Raw genomic sequence first — 15,801 nt, forward strand, 5'->3', positions numbered from 1 at the left:
AAATCTTAATAAATCGATTAATAGTGGCATTTACCACACTCTAAACCTCCCATTTGCGCTGCAGTTAATTTCTCTACACCGTATTTTTTAGAAAGTTCAGCATGAATTTTGTCATAGTAAGCATTACCTTCCATCTTAACATCAGTTTTTCTATGGCAATCAACACACCATCCCATTGTTAATTTAGAGTATTGCTTCATGATTTCAAATTCTTGTACTGGTCCGTGACAAGTTTGACATTCGATACCAGCAACAGAAACGTGTTGAGAGTGATTGAAGTAAACAAAGTCAGGCAAGTTATGAATACGAACCCATTTTACAGGCTGTGTTTTTCCAGTATAAGCTTGTTTAGTCTTATCCCATCCAACAGCATCATATAATTTTTGAATTTGCGCATCGTAGAAAGCTTTGCTGTACTCGGGAGTAGCAGTAGTTTCAGCAACCTCAGAAATATTTTTATGACAGTTCATACAAACATTTAATGAAGGAATACCAGCTGTTTTACTTACACGAGCAGCAGAGTGGCAATATTTACAATTGATTTCGTTATCACCAGCGTGAATTTTGTGAGAGTAGTGAATTGGCTGAATTGGCTCATAATTCTGATCTACACCTACTTGCATTAAGTATCCGTAAACAAAATATCCACTAGCTAAAAGTAAGAAGATTGCAGTTACCAAAACCAAGAATTGGTTTTTAGCGAAAGCTTTCCAGATTGGAAGTCTTGCTTCTTTTGGAGCAACTTCAATACCGTTTTTATTTGCTACTTTAGTCAATACTTTGTTCACCATGAACAACATAACAACTAATATAGCCATTACAAGAGCAAGTGCTCCTAAAATAATATTATTTGATATAGCACCATCCTGAGTATTTGTTCCAGGAGGAGTTGCACCACCCGCTACAGCTGCAGCAGGCTCAGCTTTTGGCTGAGAAGTATATGCTATAATGTTATCAATATCTCCTTCAGACAATTGAGGAAACGAAGTCATAACAGCTTTGTTGTTTTCCTCAAAAAGTTTAACAGCAACAGGATCACCTGACTTAATCATGTCAGAACTATTATGCACCCACTTGTAAAGCCAAGCTTTATCATGCTTATCTGCCACGCCTCTTAAGGCTGGACCAGTTGATTTAGCATCTAATTTGTGACATGCAGCGCAATTTGCATTAAAAAGTTCTTTCCCTTTTACTGGATCACCGCCTCCTGCAGCTGGAGCAGCAGCAGCAGCAGCTTCAGGCGCCGCCGGAGCAGCAGCATCTTGAGCAAATGAAGTTAGGGAGAAAATTAACGTTAGCGATAAGCCAAGCAGTAATTTTCTTGAGATCGAATTATGGTTACCCACCTTTTTCATATAGTATAAATAATTGTCTACTAATTTTTGGTATGATTTTTTCTGTACTAAATCCAGTATAAATCTATACCCTTTTTTAAAACTTGCCACAAAAATACGACTTATGAGCTATTCTCAAAACCTTAAAATAGTCTTAATTATCAATTTATATCAATTCTAAATAATATTAAAATTTTACACTCAAACTTTAAATAGTATTTTTGCATAAAAACCATCACATTATGAGAATTTTAAGTCCTTCAAAAAATCTTTTATTAACAATTACAACGATTGCTTTCGCGCACAATATTAACGCTCAAGACCAAAATTTAACATTGAATCAAGATCCTAAATTTGAGCAGTTACTAAATGAAAAGCGCAAAATTAACACGTCAATAAATACAAACGATACTTATAGAATTCAAATCTTTAGCGGCAAAAGTGACGAGGCCAAAAAAACGCTATCGGATTTCAAAAGAGAAAATTCAGATATAGACGGAACCATTATTTTCAGCACCCCAAATTATAAGGTAATCGTTGGTAATTTTAAAACTCGCATTGAAGCCGAAAGGAATTTGGCAGAAATTAAAAAGAGATACAAAAGTGTCTTTTTACTTAAACCTGGAAGATAATACATTCAAAATAATTAAATAAAAAAGCGAGATTTTCATCTCGCTTTTTTTATGACATTAAAATTTTTCTGCCAACAATCAAATAATAATTATCACTTTGAAAAAAAACTTCTTTTTTTTAGTTAGTTTACTACTTTAATTCCGCTCGCCAGAAAACGAATTTCTTCTTTAGGCGCCGTAATAGCATCTATTTCTGCCTTTGTTTTTTTAGCATCTTTTGCATAATGCTTTAATTCATCAACAGACGTAATCTTTCTTTCTACAGCTCCTTCTAAAACTACATTTTTTCCTTTTAATGCTGTCGGCACAAAGAAAGCATAGTCTTTCATCTTAACAAAGAAAGATGCTCCATTTTCAGTTTTCACACTGACCCAACATCCTCTTTTTGGACAAACACTCGTTACTTCTCCTTTTACCGCAACGTTTTCTATCTTATTTACCGTTTTCAGATCTTTTTCTAATTCTCCAACCGAAATTGCCTTACTTACGACATCCTTAGAAATATCTTCTCCATAATAATCCCCAACCATGGCATTGCCTGCTGGCGGTGCTGGTTTTTCTACAGCTTCCTGCGAAAAGGATAAAGAAGAAAAACTTAGAAATAAAACAAATGAGCATAGTGCTAGTTTCATATTTTTAATATTTAAATCTCCCCTAAAGTAAAGAAAAATTTAAAGCAAGCATCCTCTTATACATCAAAAATCTTAGATCTTATCAGTAGCAGCAAGTCCAATATCAAGCATTTCTTTTTTAACCGCTTCAAAGTCTGACAAAAAATCTGAATTAGCAAAAAGACATTCAACAGTTGCTTTACCCATAATTCTTCCCATCTCTACATCGCTATGCCAATGCGCATTACAAATTACGCGGCTTTCTCCAAAATCATGCCCTCGTTTTAATATCGCTTCTTTATGATGCGGAAAAATTTCGATCAATATTAATGACCAAGCACTACCAACAGCTGCATGACCAGACGGAAAAGAACCAACAGTCTTTAAAACTTCTTCCTGATCTGGCGTACAGGTTTTTTTATTGTTAACAACAAACGGACGCACACGATTATAATAATTCTTAGCAGCATACGTAGACAATCCTGCGTCTGTCATTACTCTACGCATGAAAACATAGAACTTAGGCGTTTTATGCTCACTAATCTCAATTCCTAAAACAGCTTCAAAACATTTAGCTGCAGTAGGAAATGACAAATCTGCATCGCTGGCTGCTTTTAAAAACCGAATTTCATTATCTGATTCAACAGCCTTTTTTGCATGTTCTAAATCAATTTGATAAGCTGAAGAAGTTATCTCTGGAGGAGGCGACAGCAGCTTTAAACTATTTGGCATCTCTTCTTCTGACAAATAGCCATATAATAAGCCCGGCATGACCGCTCTTAGCTGTTCAACTGTCGTGAATTTAGAAATAACATTATTACGCTTATCTTTTTTATAAGCGAGCGAATTAATAATCTGAATTATTTTTAGCTTCATACCCAACTTTCATCTAATTCCTTTTTTCTTCTCAAAAATCACAATTAAACCATAGGATTTCCGCCAAATAAACCAAAGCATCAAATCCTAGTCACCATCAAAAACTTTGAGCAAAGGAATAAATAATTCACAAATCAAAACCTACACGTTTTTCAATAATACGTTTCATATTATAAATTGCAACAAATTTGTTTTACATTTCAAAACATACAGAACAAAAAAAGTCCCAATTTTCATTGGGACTTTTGAATATATAACTGAATATTATTTCAATTTCTTTTTGATTGCTACTTCATGGTAAGCTTCAATAACATCGCTAATTTCGATATCATTAAATCCTTTTATCTGAATACCGCAATCGTAACCTTTAGTTACTTCTTTTACGTCGTCTTTGAAACGTTTCAGCGCCACTAACTCACCTGTATGAACCACAACTCCATCTCTAATAACTCTAATTTTAGAAGTTCTAAGGATTTTACCATCAGTTACCATACATCCTGCAATAGAACCCACTTTAGAAATTTTGAAAATCTCACGAATTTCAGCTGTTCCTAAAATTTCTTCTTTCATCTCTGGAGCAAGCATTCCTTCCATCGCATCTTTCAAGTCATCGATAGCAGCATAGATGATAGAATAGTAACGGATATCGATTTCTTCTTTATCAGCAAGCTGTCTAGCATTTCCAGCCGGACGAACGTTAAATCCGATAATGATTGCATCTGATGCAGAAGCCAAGTTAACATCGGTTTCTGTAATCGCACCAACTCCTTTATGAATGATATTGATTTGAACTTCTTCTGTAGAAAGTTTAGAGAACGAATCAGATAATGCTTCAACAGAACCATCCACGTCTCCTTTAAGGATTACATTTAATTCTTTAAACTGACCAAGAGCAATACGACGTCCGATTTCATCAAGTGTAATATGTCTTTGTGTACGTACAGATTGTTCACGCATTAATTGAGAACGTTTAGATGCAATTTGTTTTGCTTCTTTTTCATCTTCAAATACATTGAACTTATCTCCCGCAGTAGCAGCTCCGTCTAAACCTAAAACAGATACTGGAGTCGAAGGGCCAGCTTGAAGAACAATATGTCCTCTTTCATCATGCATCGCTTTCACTTTTCCATGATGCTTACCTGCTAACATGTAATCTCCAATTTTCAAAGTACCTTGCTGTACTAAAATTGTAGAAACATAACCTTTTCCTTTATCTAAGAAAGCCTCAACAACAGTTCCCTGCGCTGCTTTATTTGGATTTGCTTTTAAATCTAAGATTTCAGCTTCTAATAAAACTTTTTCAAGTAATTCTTTTACACCTGTTCCCACTTTTGCAGAAATATCATGTGACTGAATTTTTCCACCCCAATCTTCAACAAGTAAATTCATACCAGCCAAACGTTCTTTGATTTTATCAACATTTGCGTTTGGTTTATCAATTTTATTGATTGCGAAAATAATCGGAACTCCTGCCGCTTGTGCGTGAGAAATTGCCTCTTTTGTCTGTGGCATGATATCATCATCCGCCGCTACCACAATAATTGCGATATCGGTAACTTGAGCTCCACGTGCACGCATCGCGGTAAACGCCTCGTGACCCGGAGTATCTAAGAATGCAATTTTTTGACCGTTATCTAAAGTAACTCCATATGCTCCAATATGCTGTGTAATACCTCCAGACTCACCAGCGATAACATTTTCTTTACGAATATAATCCAGTAAAGATGTTTTACCGTGGTCAACGTGACCCATTACTGTAACAATTGGCGCTCTAGTTACTAAATCTTCTTCTCTATCTTCAACAACTTCAATTGCTTCTTCGATATCTACTGTAATAAATTCAACATCGTAACCAAACTCATCGGCTACAATAGTCAATGTTTCAGCATCTAAACGCTGATTCATGGTTACCATGATTCCAAGAGACATACAAGTTCCAATTACTTTAGTAATCGGCACATCCATCATGATAGCGATTTCACCTACTGTAACAAATTCAGTAACTTTAATAGTTTTACTTCCTTCGTCAAGAGCTCTTTGCTCATCATCAGATTTCTGACGGTGCGTTTCTCTTTTATCTCTTCTATATTTTGCCGCTTTAGATTTTCCTCCTTTACCTTGAAGTTTTTCAAGAGTTTCTCTAATTTGGTTTTTTACTTCTTCTTCAGTTGGCTCAACTTTAGCTACAATTGCAGGACGATTTCCTTTTACAAAACCAGGTCTCTGACTTCTGTTAGCATTAAAACCTCCTCCATTGTTATTTTGAGCTGGCTTGTTTTGATTTGGTGTTCCAGGAGCATTACCCGTAGCAGGTTTTGGCGCACCAGGTACACCTGGCTTAGGACCAATTCTTTTACGCTTATTTTTATTTGCGTTATTATTATTACCAACTCCAGGAGTTCCAGGCTTATTCTGAGCCGCTTTAGGATCTTCTTTCTTTTTCTTAGGCTTATTAAATTGAGATAAATCAATTGTCTGGCCTGTAAGAGTTGTTCCTGTAAGCTTTTGATATTGAGTCGTAATAGTTTCCTCTGAAGTTGTTGGATCAGTAGACACGATTGGCTCCTGAGCAACTTTAGATTCTGCTTTAACTTCTTTTTTCTCCGTAATAATAGGTTCTTCTTTTTTTGTTTCAGAAACAGGAGTTGAAACAACTGGTTCAGATTTTACCGTTTCATTTTGAACAGGTTTTTCTGGCTGCACAGGAGCAGCAACAGCTTTAGGTTCTTCAACCTTAGCCGCTTCCTCAGAAGGAGTAATCGCAGGTTTTTTTGGATTCAAGTCAATTTTACCAACTTGTACAGGTCCAGAAACAACAGCTCTCGCTTTGATTATTTCTTGCTGTTTTTGACGCTCCTCTTCTTGTCTGCGTTTGTCTTCAATTTCTTTCTCACGCTCTACACGTAATGCCTCTTTTTCTTTTCTCTTCTCTTCTCCAACTTCTTTAGAAGCCTCCTTGTTCCCCTTATCGCCCGCAAATTGGCTTTGAAGGATATTAAATTCACTATCAGAAATTTTAGCATTTGGATTTGCATCAATAGCAATTCCCTTATCTTTTAGATAATCTACAGCCCTTTCTAACGAAATATTTAATTCCCTTAAAACCTTGTTTATTCTTATTACTCTCTCTTCAGACATATAACCTTTTTATTATTACCTTTTTCGTTGTGTTGTTAGAGCAGACTCAAGCTATCGCTTAACTATCAAACTCTTCTTTTAGTATCTTCATAACATCTAGAATCGTTTCCTCTTCTAAGTCTGTTCTTCTTACTAAATCTTCTACGTCATGTTTCAAGATACTTTTTGCAGTATCCAAACCTATTTTTGCAAACTCTTCAATTACCCACTCTTCGATTTCATCAGAGAACTCTGTCAATTCAACATCGTCTTCATCTGCAACAGTTCCGGCAACGTCTCCTTCTCGGATAACATCTAATTCATAACCTGTTAGCTGACCTGCTAATTTAATGTTATGACCACCTCTACCAATTGCTTTAGAAACCTCTTCTAATTTCAAGAAAACTTCAGCTCTTTTGCTCTCTTCATCAATTTTGATAGAAGAAACTTTTGCAGGGCTTAACGCTCTTGTAATAAATAATTGAATATTGTTCGTATAATTGATTACATCAATATTTTCATTTCCAAGCTCACGAACAATTCCGTGAATACGAGAACCTTTCATTCCAACGCAAGCTCCAACTGGATCAATTCTATCATCATAAGAATCAACAGCCACTTTTGCTTTTTCTCCAGGAATACGAACTACATTTTTCACTGTAATTAATCCGTCGAAAACCTCTGGAATTTCTTGCTCAAATAATTTTTCTAAGAACTTTTCTGAAGTTCTAGACATAATAATCTGAGGTTTATTTCCTTTTAATTCAACGCTTTCAATGATACCGCGAACATTATCTCCTTTACGGAAGAAATCTGACGGGATTTGTTTTTCTTTTGGAAGTACAATCTCATTTCCTTCATCATCAACCAAGATTACTACTCTTGGACGCACGTGGTGTACTTCAGCTGTATATATATCACCGATAATATCTTTAAATTGTTTGTAAAGATTTGTATTATCGTGTTCGTGAATTTTAGATATTAGATTCTGACGAAGCGCTAAGATAGCTCTTCTTCCTAAATCAATCAATTTTACTTCTTCAGAAACTTCTTCTCCAATTTCAAAATCCGCTTCAATTTTTCTTGCTTCAGTCAATGTAATTTCCTCATTTTCAAAATCAAGATCTTCATCGGCAACAATTACTCTTCTTCTCCAAATTTCCATATCTCCTTTATCAGGGTTTATAATGATATCGAAATTTTCATCTGATCCGTATTTTTTCTTTAATGCATTTCTAAATACGTCCTCTAAAATTGCCATAAGCGTTACACGATCAATAAGTTTATTATCTTTAAACTCTGAGAATGAATCGATTAATGCTAAATTTTCCATGCGAATTTTTTAATTAAAATTAAAATGTTACCGTAACAACTGCCTCTTTAATTTCTGTATAAGGTATTTGTTGCTCTTTTTGAACTGTTTCTTTTCCTTTTCCTACTTTTTTCGGTTCTCTTGCTTTCCAAGACAAAATTATAAAAACATCATTAGCTTCTACCAATTCTGCTTCAATTTTTTCTGTATTTGTGGTAACAATCAACGTTCTACCAACATTTTTTTTGTATTGTCTAACCATTTTCAGAGGTGTCCCTACTCCAACCGATGCTACTTCAAGCGAAAAATCTTGTTCTTCACGATCCAGATTATTCTCGATTGCACGACTAATGTCTATACAGTCTTGCAGCGCCACTCCATTATCTCCGTCTAAACCAACACTAATTTTAAAAGAATCCGAAACAGCCAGATCAACCAAAAAGATTGATGGTTTTTCCAGAAGAGCTTCTGTAATTAATCCGTTTACTTTTTCTTTGAATGTCATAATTTTATAAAAAGAGGGGACACTTAGTCCCCTCATTATTTAGATTTTAATAAATAACAGTGCAAATATAGTGTTTTTTTTATAAATCAAATAAATTGATTGCTCTAAAATAATTTCTTATCTTTATAATAGCATTAAAACACAGAATTATTCATCATTTTTAACCCTCAAATCATGAAACGAATTTTAGTACCTACAGACTTCTCAGAACACGCAGAAGATGCTTTAAAAGTTGCCGCACAAATTGCAAAAAAGAACAATTCTGAACTCATTCTTCTGCACATGCTCGAATTGCCTCACCAGTCCAATGATGCCATAATGGGCGGAGCCAGCATCCCTGAAGCGATGCTTTTTATGAAAAAAGCAAATGAAACGCTTGATGAAGTTGCCTCTAGAGAATATCTTGAAGGAATTCCGGTTACTGAAATTGTAAAAATGGACAAGCCTATTCATGGAATCACTCAAATAAGCAAAGATTATGATGTCGATTTAATTGTTATGGGATCGCACGGTTCTTCTGGCGTTGAAGAGTTATTAATAGGTTCTAATACTGAAAAAGTAGTTAGAAACTCGGAAATCCCTGTCTTAGTCATCAAAAAAAATATTCCAAATTTTAACGCCTTCGATATTGTATTCGCATCTGATTTTTCGGAAGAAGCCAAAAAACCATTTGAAAAACTTTTAAATTTCACCAAATCATTTGATTCAAAATTACATTTAGTCACTATTTGCACACCAAACAGCTTTAAACCAACTCATGTAAGCGAAAAAATAATGAGCGATTTTATAGCCGAATTCGATATTGCGAATTACACTACTCAAATTTACAATGATACCAATATTGAAAAAGGAATTATTAATTTCTCGAACAAAATAAATGCTGACATAATTGGAATGTGCACACATGGAAGAACAGGTTTTGCACATTTCTTTAACGGAAGCATCAGCGAAGGTCTAGTGAATCACGCCGTTAAACCTGTTATAACTTTAAAGATTTAAATATATTATTTCAAAAAACTTCAAAGCTTCTCAAACGAGAAGCTTTTTTTTATCCAAACAAAAAAAATGAGCTTTTCAGCAAAGCTTAGTTGAGCTTTACAACAAAGTTGCCAGTCCATTTAATACGGAAATTTGTCAAATAGAAATTCATTAAAAAACAACAAAATGAAAACAATATACAAAATTTACGTTAATGGAGAATTTATTACTCCACAAGGAACAGAATACTTTGACCTTATTAGCCCAATAACAAACGAAAAATTAGGAAAAGTTCTTTTAGGCAATGCAGAAGACACTCAAAAAGCGATAGAAGCCGCTAAAAACGCTTTTAAAACTTTTTCAAAAACAACAGTTTCAGAAAGAATCCAATATCTCAAAAACATTAAATCTGCTGTCGAAAAAAGAAAATACGATTTTATTAATGTAATGATAGAAGAATATGGAGGTACTTTTCAATTTACCAGTGTAAGCTACGACTATATGCTAAAAAGTTTTGACTCCGCCATCAGCCTGCTTCATTCTTATGATTTCACTAAAACAATGGGAGATTCTGAAGTTCAAATGACACCAATTGGTGTTGTCGGAATCATTATTCCATGGAATTCCAGCAATGGCTATATCTGCAGCAAATTATCTACAGCAATTGCAGCAGGATGTACAACCGTAATCAAGCCTAGCGAAATGAGTGCTCAACAGACAGAATTAATCCTCGAATGTCTTCACGAAGCAAATCTTCCAAAAGGAGTTGTCAATATCGTAAACGGACTGGGAGAAATCGTGGGAGCAGAAATAAGCAGAAATCCAGATATTACTAAAATATCTTTTACAGGATCTACCAATGTTGGAAAAATCATTGCAAAAGAAGCCGTTAATACCATGAAACGAGTTACGCTTGAACTTGGCGGAAAATCTCCAAACATCATTCTAGACGATGCCGATTTTTCAAAAGCTATTCCGCTTGCTATAAGCGCGGCTTTTATGAACAACGGACAAGCCTGCATCGCGGGAAGCAGATTGTTAATTCCAGAAAACAAGTTAAATGAAGCAAAACTTTTTATTAAAGAAACCGTTTCAAAACTTATTGTAGACAATCCTAAAAACCCAAACACTAATGTAGGCCCAATGGTGAGCACAAAACAATACAATCGTGTTCAGGATTATATTCAGGCCGGAATTGACGAAGGGGCAGAAATATTAACTGGCGGGTTAGGAAAACCCGAAGGATTAGAAAACGGAAATTTTGTTAAGCCAACTGTCTTTATCCATGCCAATAATCAAATGCGTATTGCGAGAGAAGAAATATTTGGACCAGTTTTATCTGTCATCACCTATAAAACCGAAGAAGAAGCAATCGAAATTGCCAATGATACCACGTATGGACTACAAGCTTATGTAAGTTCTTCAAATTCAGAAAGAGCTCACCGTGTTGCCTCACAACTTAATGCTGGCCGCGTTCAGGTAAACGGAATTAGCCACGACCCAATGGCTCCTTTTGGCGGATTTAAACAATCTGGAATCGGACGTGAATTTGGAACTTTAGGACTTGAGGCCTATTTAGAACCAAGAGCGCTAATTCAACAAAAATAATCTTCCTCTATCTGGAAATCTTTAAGCGTAAAGATTTCCAGATCTTTTAGTATTTTTACAATATGAGCACCAAACCAAGCACAAAGCCTAAAATTCTATACTCGTGTTATTATTCACGCAGTCGCGAAGGCGAGCACTTTATACCTGAGCACGTTTTTAGCTATCAGATTTCTGGAGAAATGATTGCCTCAGACAGCAAAAACACTTTTCACATAAAACCGGGGGAGTTTCGTTTCAGCAGACGAAATCATTTAGCAAAATTCACTAAAATCCCTCCCGAAGGTGGCGAGTTCAAAACTATTTCTCTTTTTCTAGATCAAGAAATTTTAAGAGAAGTCAGTAAAGAATACAATTTAAAGTCCGACAAAAAATTGGATTCAGATGCTATGTTTGCCCTAGCTCCTAACCCGCTCTACAAATCTTTTATGGAGTCGCTGCTATCTTATCTTGAAGTTGAAGAAGAAAACAACGAAGCTTTATTTAATTTAAAAATTAAAGAAGCTGTTCATCTTTTACTAAAAGTAAACCCAGAATTAAAAGACATTTTATTTGATTTTAACGAACCTGGCAAAATTGATTTAGAAGCCTTTATGAACAAAAACTTCCATTTTAATGTTCAAATGCACAGATTCGCCTATCTCACAGGAAGAAGTTTAGCAACATTTAAAAGGGATTTTCAAAAAGTATTTCAGCAAACACCCGGAAAATGGCTATTAAACAAAAGGCTTCAAGAAGCTTATTATTTAATCAGTCAAGGAAACACACCGTCAGAAGTATATATAGGTGTGGGTTTTGAAGATCTTTCTCATTTCTCCTTTGCCTTTAAAAAGAAATTCGGAATCGTTCCTTCTTCCTTATAAATCTCAACTATAAAAAATTTCAAAAAAGAAATTCCAAATTCCAATCTGCAAAGCCTTGGAATTTGGAATTTAAATATTCGAATTTTAAAAAACTTTGTTGCATAAAAAAAGCCTCTCATTTCTGAGAGGCTTTGTGTTGGTCTACTAGGACTCGAACCTAGAAAGACGGCACCAAAAACCGTAGTGTTACCATTACACCATAGACCAGCAGTGCTGTTAAGCGGGTGCAAAATTAAAACTTTATTTAATTTATGCAAATTTTAAAGTAAACTTTTTTCAAATAAAAAAAGCCTCTCATTTCTGAGAGGCTTTGTGTTGGTCTACTAGGACTCGAACCTAGAAAGACGGCACCAAAAACCGTAGTGTTACCATTACACCATAGACCAGCAGTGCTGTTAAGCGAGTGCAAATTTAAGTCTTTATTTAGTTTGTGCAAACTTTTTGAGCAAAAAAAATATTTTTTTTTGATTTTTTTCACGTTAAAATCAGCTTCAGCATTAAAAACTCCTCATAGACAACATATTAGTTTTAAAAGATAGTTTTGTAGAATTTTATGTTAATGGTCGTTTCTTTAAGTAAAAAAACATTTTCTTTGTAGGATAGAAAAACATTCAAATTTTTAATACCTAAATATGGCACAATTCAATTTCAATAAATGGAATACAATTATTGGTTGGTTTGCATTTGCAATCGCTTTAATAACTTATACATTAACTGTTGAACCTACAATGAGCTTTTGGGATTGCGGAGAATATATTGCTACCGCAGCCAAACTTGAAGTAGGACACCCACCGGGAGCTCCTCTTTTCCAGATGATGGGTGCATTTTTTGCCATGTTTGCAATAGATGCTCAGCATGTAGCTCTTATGGTTAACATGATGTCTGTTTTTTCTAGTGCATTTACCATATTATTTATGTTCTGGTCGTCGTCTATGATTTTGAAAAAGATTGTAGGTCGTTTTACAGAAATTGATCAAAACAATTCGATTGTTATTTTAGGAAGCTCATTTGTAGGGGCTTTGGCTTATACTTTTTCTGATAGTTTTTGGTTCAACGCAGTAGAAGCCGAAGTTTATGCAATGGCTTCTTTGTTAATTGCTTTGCTTTTCTGGCTTGGTTTGCGTTGGGAGCAAGACATGGACAAACCAAAAGGAAACAAATGGTTGTTAATCATTTCTTTGGTTATTGGTCTTTCGTTTGGAGTTCACTTTATGGCTCTTTTGACCATTCCATCGATCGGATTTTTATATTATTTCAAACACTACGAAAAAGTTACAATCAAAAATTTCATCATTGCTAATATAGTTGTGATTGGAATTTTATTATTCATTTTCAAGTTGCTTCTTCCTCTTACTATGGCATTTTTCGGAAAAACCGAAATTTTCATGGTAAACAGCATGGGACTTCCATTTAATTCAGGAACTATCTTTGTAGCTTTATTATTTATTGCGTTTTTCTATTTCGGATTAAAATACACAAAGCAAAAAGGTTTAATATTCTACAACACTATTATATTGTGTATTTTATTTATCCTGATTGGTTTCTCAACTTGGTTAATGCTTCCTGTTCGTGCAAACGCGAATACAGTTATTAACGAAAACAAACCATCAGATGCTACTGAGGTTTTGGCTTATTATAATCGTGAACAATATGGCGTGAATCCTTTGTTTTACGGACCTCAATACACCGAACTTTTTGCTGGTCTTGATGCTAAAACTCCTTATTTAGACAAAAAGCCTAACTACGAAAGAGATTATAAAACTGGTAAATACATTATTACCAATAATTATAAAAATGCAGAACAAAATTCTGATGACAACCAGAAAGCCATTCTGCCAAGAATGTGGAGCACGGAAACAGCTCACATTCAAAACTATATCAACTTTACAAATCCTCCGAAATTTAGAATAGATCCAAATCATAATTATGATGAAGATTTGGCAAAATACGGAATCGACGCTAGCCAATTGACTGAAGATGAATATAACAAAGCTACAGCTCAATTGCGCAATGAAGTTGAAAAAACAGTTTCTGAATTCAGAAGAGCTTATGCTCAAAAACAGATTGACAATGAAGGTTATGTAAAATTCTTAAGAAGCTATGGTGAATATCTTCTTATCGAAAAACCTTCTACAGGAGATAACTTTAGTTTTATGTTTGAATATCAATTCGGATATATGTATTGGAGATATTTAATGTGGAACTTTGTTGGACGCCAGAATGATGTTCAAGGTAAATATGACAATTTGGACGGAAACTGGATTAGCGGCATCAAGCCTTTAGATTCTGTTCATTTAGGCTCTCAAGACAACTTACCTTCTGATGTTTTAAACAACAAAGGGCGTAATGCTTATTATTTCATTCCGTTTATTCTAGGGTTAATCGGTATAATGTACCATGCTAATAAAGACTTAAAAAGTTTTTATGTTCTTTTAGCTTTGTTTTTATTCACAGGAATTGCATTAAAAATATATTTGAACGAAAGACCTTTTGAACCTCGTGAAAGAGATTACGCTCTTGTAGGTTCCTTCTACGTCTTTGCCATCTGGATCGGATTTGGTGTTTATTCTCTTTACGAAAGTCTCCAAAAATACCTCGCTCCGAAAATTGCTGGACCAGTACTTATTGCGGGAAGTTTATTAGCAGCGCCTGTTTTAATGGCAGCTCAAAACTGGGATGATCACGACAGATCTGGAAGATATACAGCAGTTGCAATGGCAAAAGCGTATTTAAGTTCTTGTGATAAAGATGCTATTTTATTCACCATTGGAGATAATGACACCTTCCCTCTTTGGTACGCGCAGGAAATTGAGCATTTTAGAACCGATGTGAAGATTGTAAATACGAGTTTGTTTATGACAGACTGGTACATCGATCAAATGAAAGCGAAGTCTTATGAATCTAATCCGTTGCCTATTTCTTTCAATCACAGTCAATATGTGGGTGATAACTTGGATTATACGGCTTACATTCAAAAAATTGATACTCGTTGGAATATTAAAGATTTTATCGATTTCATCAAAAACCCTAAATCGACTGTTGGATTACAAAACGGACAAACTATCCATTTCTATCCAACAAACAAGATTAGAGTAAATGTAGACAAAGATCTTATCATCAAAAATAAGGTAGTTAATCCTAAATATTATGATTCAATCGTTCCTTATTTAGATATTGATATTAAAGGAAGTGCATTATACAAAAACCGCTTAATGATGCTTGATATCTTGGCAAATAACAATTGGAAACGACCAATTTATTTTAGTGGCGGTGCTTTTGATGATGAAGATTATTTATGGTTAAAAGATTATCTGCAGCTGGATGGAATGGTTTACAAACTGGTTCCTGTAAAAAATGCTCCTTCTAAAGACGGTGGACCATTAGATATGGGACAAATTGATGCCGATAAAATGTATGATATCGTAATGAAATGGGATTGGGGTAACAGCGAAAGCGAAAAAATCTACCACGATCCAGAAACGAGAAGAAACAGTATTACGTACCGTACGAATCTTTCAAGATTAATGAATCAGCTTATTGCTGAAGGTAAAATTGACAAAGCTAAAAACGTAATAAATTTAGCAATGACTAAAATGCCTTTGGATAAATTTGGATATTATTCGTTAGTTGAAGGTTTTGGTGACGGTTATTATAAAGTTGGCGAAAAAGCTAAAGCCCAAGATCTTTTAAATAAACTGGTTCAGAAATATAGAGAGAATTTGGATTATTATAAAACTTTAACGCCTTCAGATCAGACCGATTTGGCAATGGATATTATTACAGATATCGAGCGCTATAGAAGTTTGCTGCATGTAATGGATGAAAATAAAGACACTGCTTTTTACAATAAGCACAAAACTACATTCAATACTTATGTAAATATTTTTGAGCGTTTTGGACGTGAAAAAGAATAAATAATATACGAAAATCTTACTGATTAAAAAAATGCAGCACTGTTTGATAAATAG

The 15,801-nt window shown here is 34.6% G+C and carries 11 protein-coding genes and 2 tRNA genes; 5 read left to right on the top strand and 8 right to left on the bottom strand.

Annotated features, from left to right (window positions below):
* Positions 1-17 precede the first annotated feature (17 nt).
* Positions 18-1,355 (bottom strand): c-type cytochrome, encoded by a 1,338-nt coding sequence (locus ACWA1F_RS00060; protein ID WP_456891806.1) that lies wholly within the window; start codon positions 1,353-1,355, stop codon positions 18-20.
* 221 nt (positions 1,356-1,576) lie between these two features.
* Between ACWA1F_RS00060 and ACWA1F_RS00065 the strand changes: the two genes are divergently transcribed.
* Positions 1,577-1,966: an SPOR domain-containing protein gene (locus tag ACWA1F_RS00065; protein ID WP_456890650.1), complete on the top strand. Its 390-nt coding sequence runs from the start codon at positions 1,577-1,579 to the stop codon at positions 1,964-1,966.
* A gap of 122 nt (positions 1,967-2,088) precedes the next feature.
* Here the strand turns inward: ACWA1F_RS00065 and ACWA1F_RS00070 are convergent, their stop codons facing one another.
* From ACWA1F_RS00070 to rimP, 5 genes are all read right to left on the bottom strand, one after another.
* Positions 2,089-2,598, bottom strand: coding sequence for a DUF4920 domain-containing protein (locus ACWA1F_RS00070; protein WP_456890651.1), 510 nt, complete (start codon positions 2,596-2,598; stop codon positions 2,089-2,091).
* A 72-nt stretch (positions 2,599-2,670) separates the two neighbouring features.
* On the bottom strand, positions 2,671-3,453 hold the full coding sequence (locus ACWA1F_RS00075; protein ID WP_456890653.1) for an acid phosphatase: 783 nt from the start codon (positions 3,451-3,453) through the stop codon (positions 2,671-2,673).
* 264 nt (positions 3,454-3,717) lie between these two features.
* Positions 3,718-6,591, bottom strand: coding sequence for a translation initiation factor IF-2 (infB, locus tag ACWA1F_RS00080; protein ID WP_456890655.1), 2,874 nt, complete (start codon positions 6,589-6,591; stop codon positions 3,718-3,720).
* A gap of 58 nt (positions 6,592-6,649) precedes the next feature.
* Entirely contained in the window at positions 6,650-7,903 is a 1,254-nt protein-coding gene (gene nusA / locus ACWA1F_RS00085; RefSeq protein ID WP_125722262.1) for a transcription termination factor NusA, read from the bottom strand.
* Between the two features lie 19 nt (positions 7,904-7,922).
* Positions 7,923-8,387: a ribosome assembly cofactor RimP gene (rimP, locus tag ACWA1F_RS00090; RefSeq protein WP_260672502.1), complete on the bottom strand. Its 465-nt coding sequence runs from the start codon at positions 8,385-8,387 to the stop codon at positions 7,923-7,925.
* A 174-nt stretch (positions 8,388-8,561) separates the two neighbouring features.
* Between rimP and ACWA1F_RS00095 the strand changes: the two genes are divergently transcribed.
* The 3 genes from ACWA1F_RS00095 to ACWA1F_RS00105 all read left to right on the top strand — a co-directional run bounded on the left by ACWA1F_RS00095 (position 8,562) and on the right by ACWA1F_RS00105 (position 11,833).
* Positions 8,562-9,386 (top strand): universal stress protein, encoded by an 825-nt coding sequence (locus ACWA1F_RS00095; RefSeq protein ID WP_456890657.1) that lies wholly within the window; start codon positions 8,562-8,564, stop codon positions 9,384-9,386.
* Positions 9,387-9,551: 165 nt separating this feature from the next.
* Positions 9,552-10,973, top strand: a complete 1,422-nt coding sequence (locus tag ACWA1F_RS00100) for an aldehyde dehydrogenase family protein (protein ID WP_456890658.1) — start codon at positions 9,552-9,554, stop codon at positions 10,971-10,973.
* A 62-nt stretch (positions 10,974-11,035) separates the two neighbouring features.
* Entirely contained in the window at positions 11,036-11,833 is a 798-nt protein-coding gene (locus tag ACWA1F_RS00105) for a helix-turn-helix domain-containing protein (protein WP_456890660.1), read from the top strand.
* Between the two features lie 136 nt (positions 11,834-11,969).
* Here ACWA1F_RS00105 and ACWA1F_RS00110 read toward each other — a convergent pair.
* Positions 11,970-12,040 (bottom strand) — tRNA-Gln (locus tag ACWA1F_RS00110).
* 108 nt (positions 12,041-12,148) lie between these two features.
* Positions 12,149-12,219: transfer RNA gene (locus ACWA1F_RS00115), tRNA-Gln, on the bottom strand.
* A 246-nt stretch (positions 12,220-12,465) separates the two neighbouring features.
* Between ACWA1F_RS00115 and ACWA1F_RS00120 the strand changes: the two genes are divergently transcribed.
* Positions 12,466-15,747, top strand: coding sequence for a glycosyltransferase family 117 protein (locus ACWA1F_RS00120; RefSeq protein WP_456890661.1), 3,282 nt, complete (start codon positions 12,466-12,468; stop codon positions 15,745-15,747).
* The last annotated feature ends 54 nt before the right edge of the window (positions 15,748-15,801 follow it).

The sequence above is a fragment of the Flavobacterium erigeronis genome (assembly GCF_054075165.1).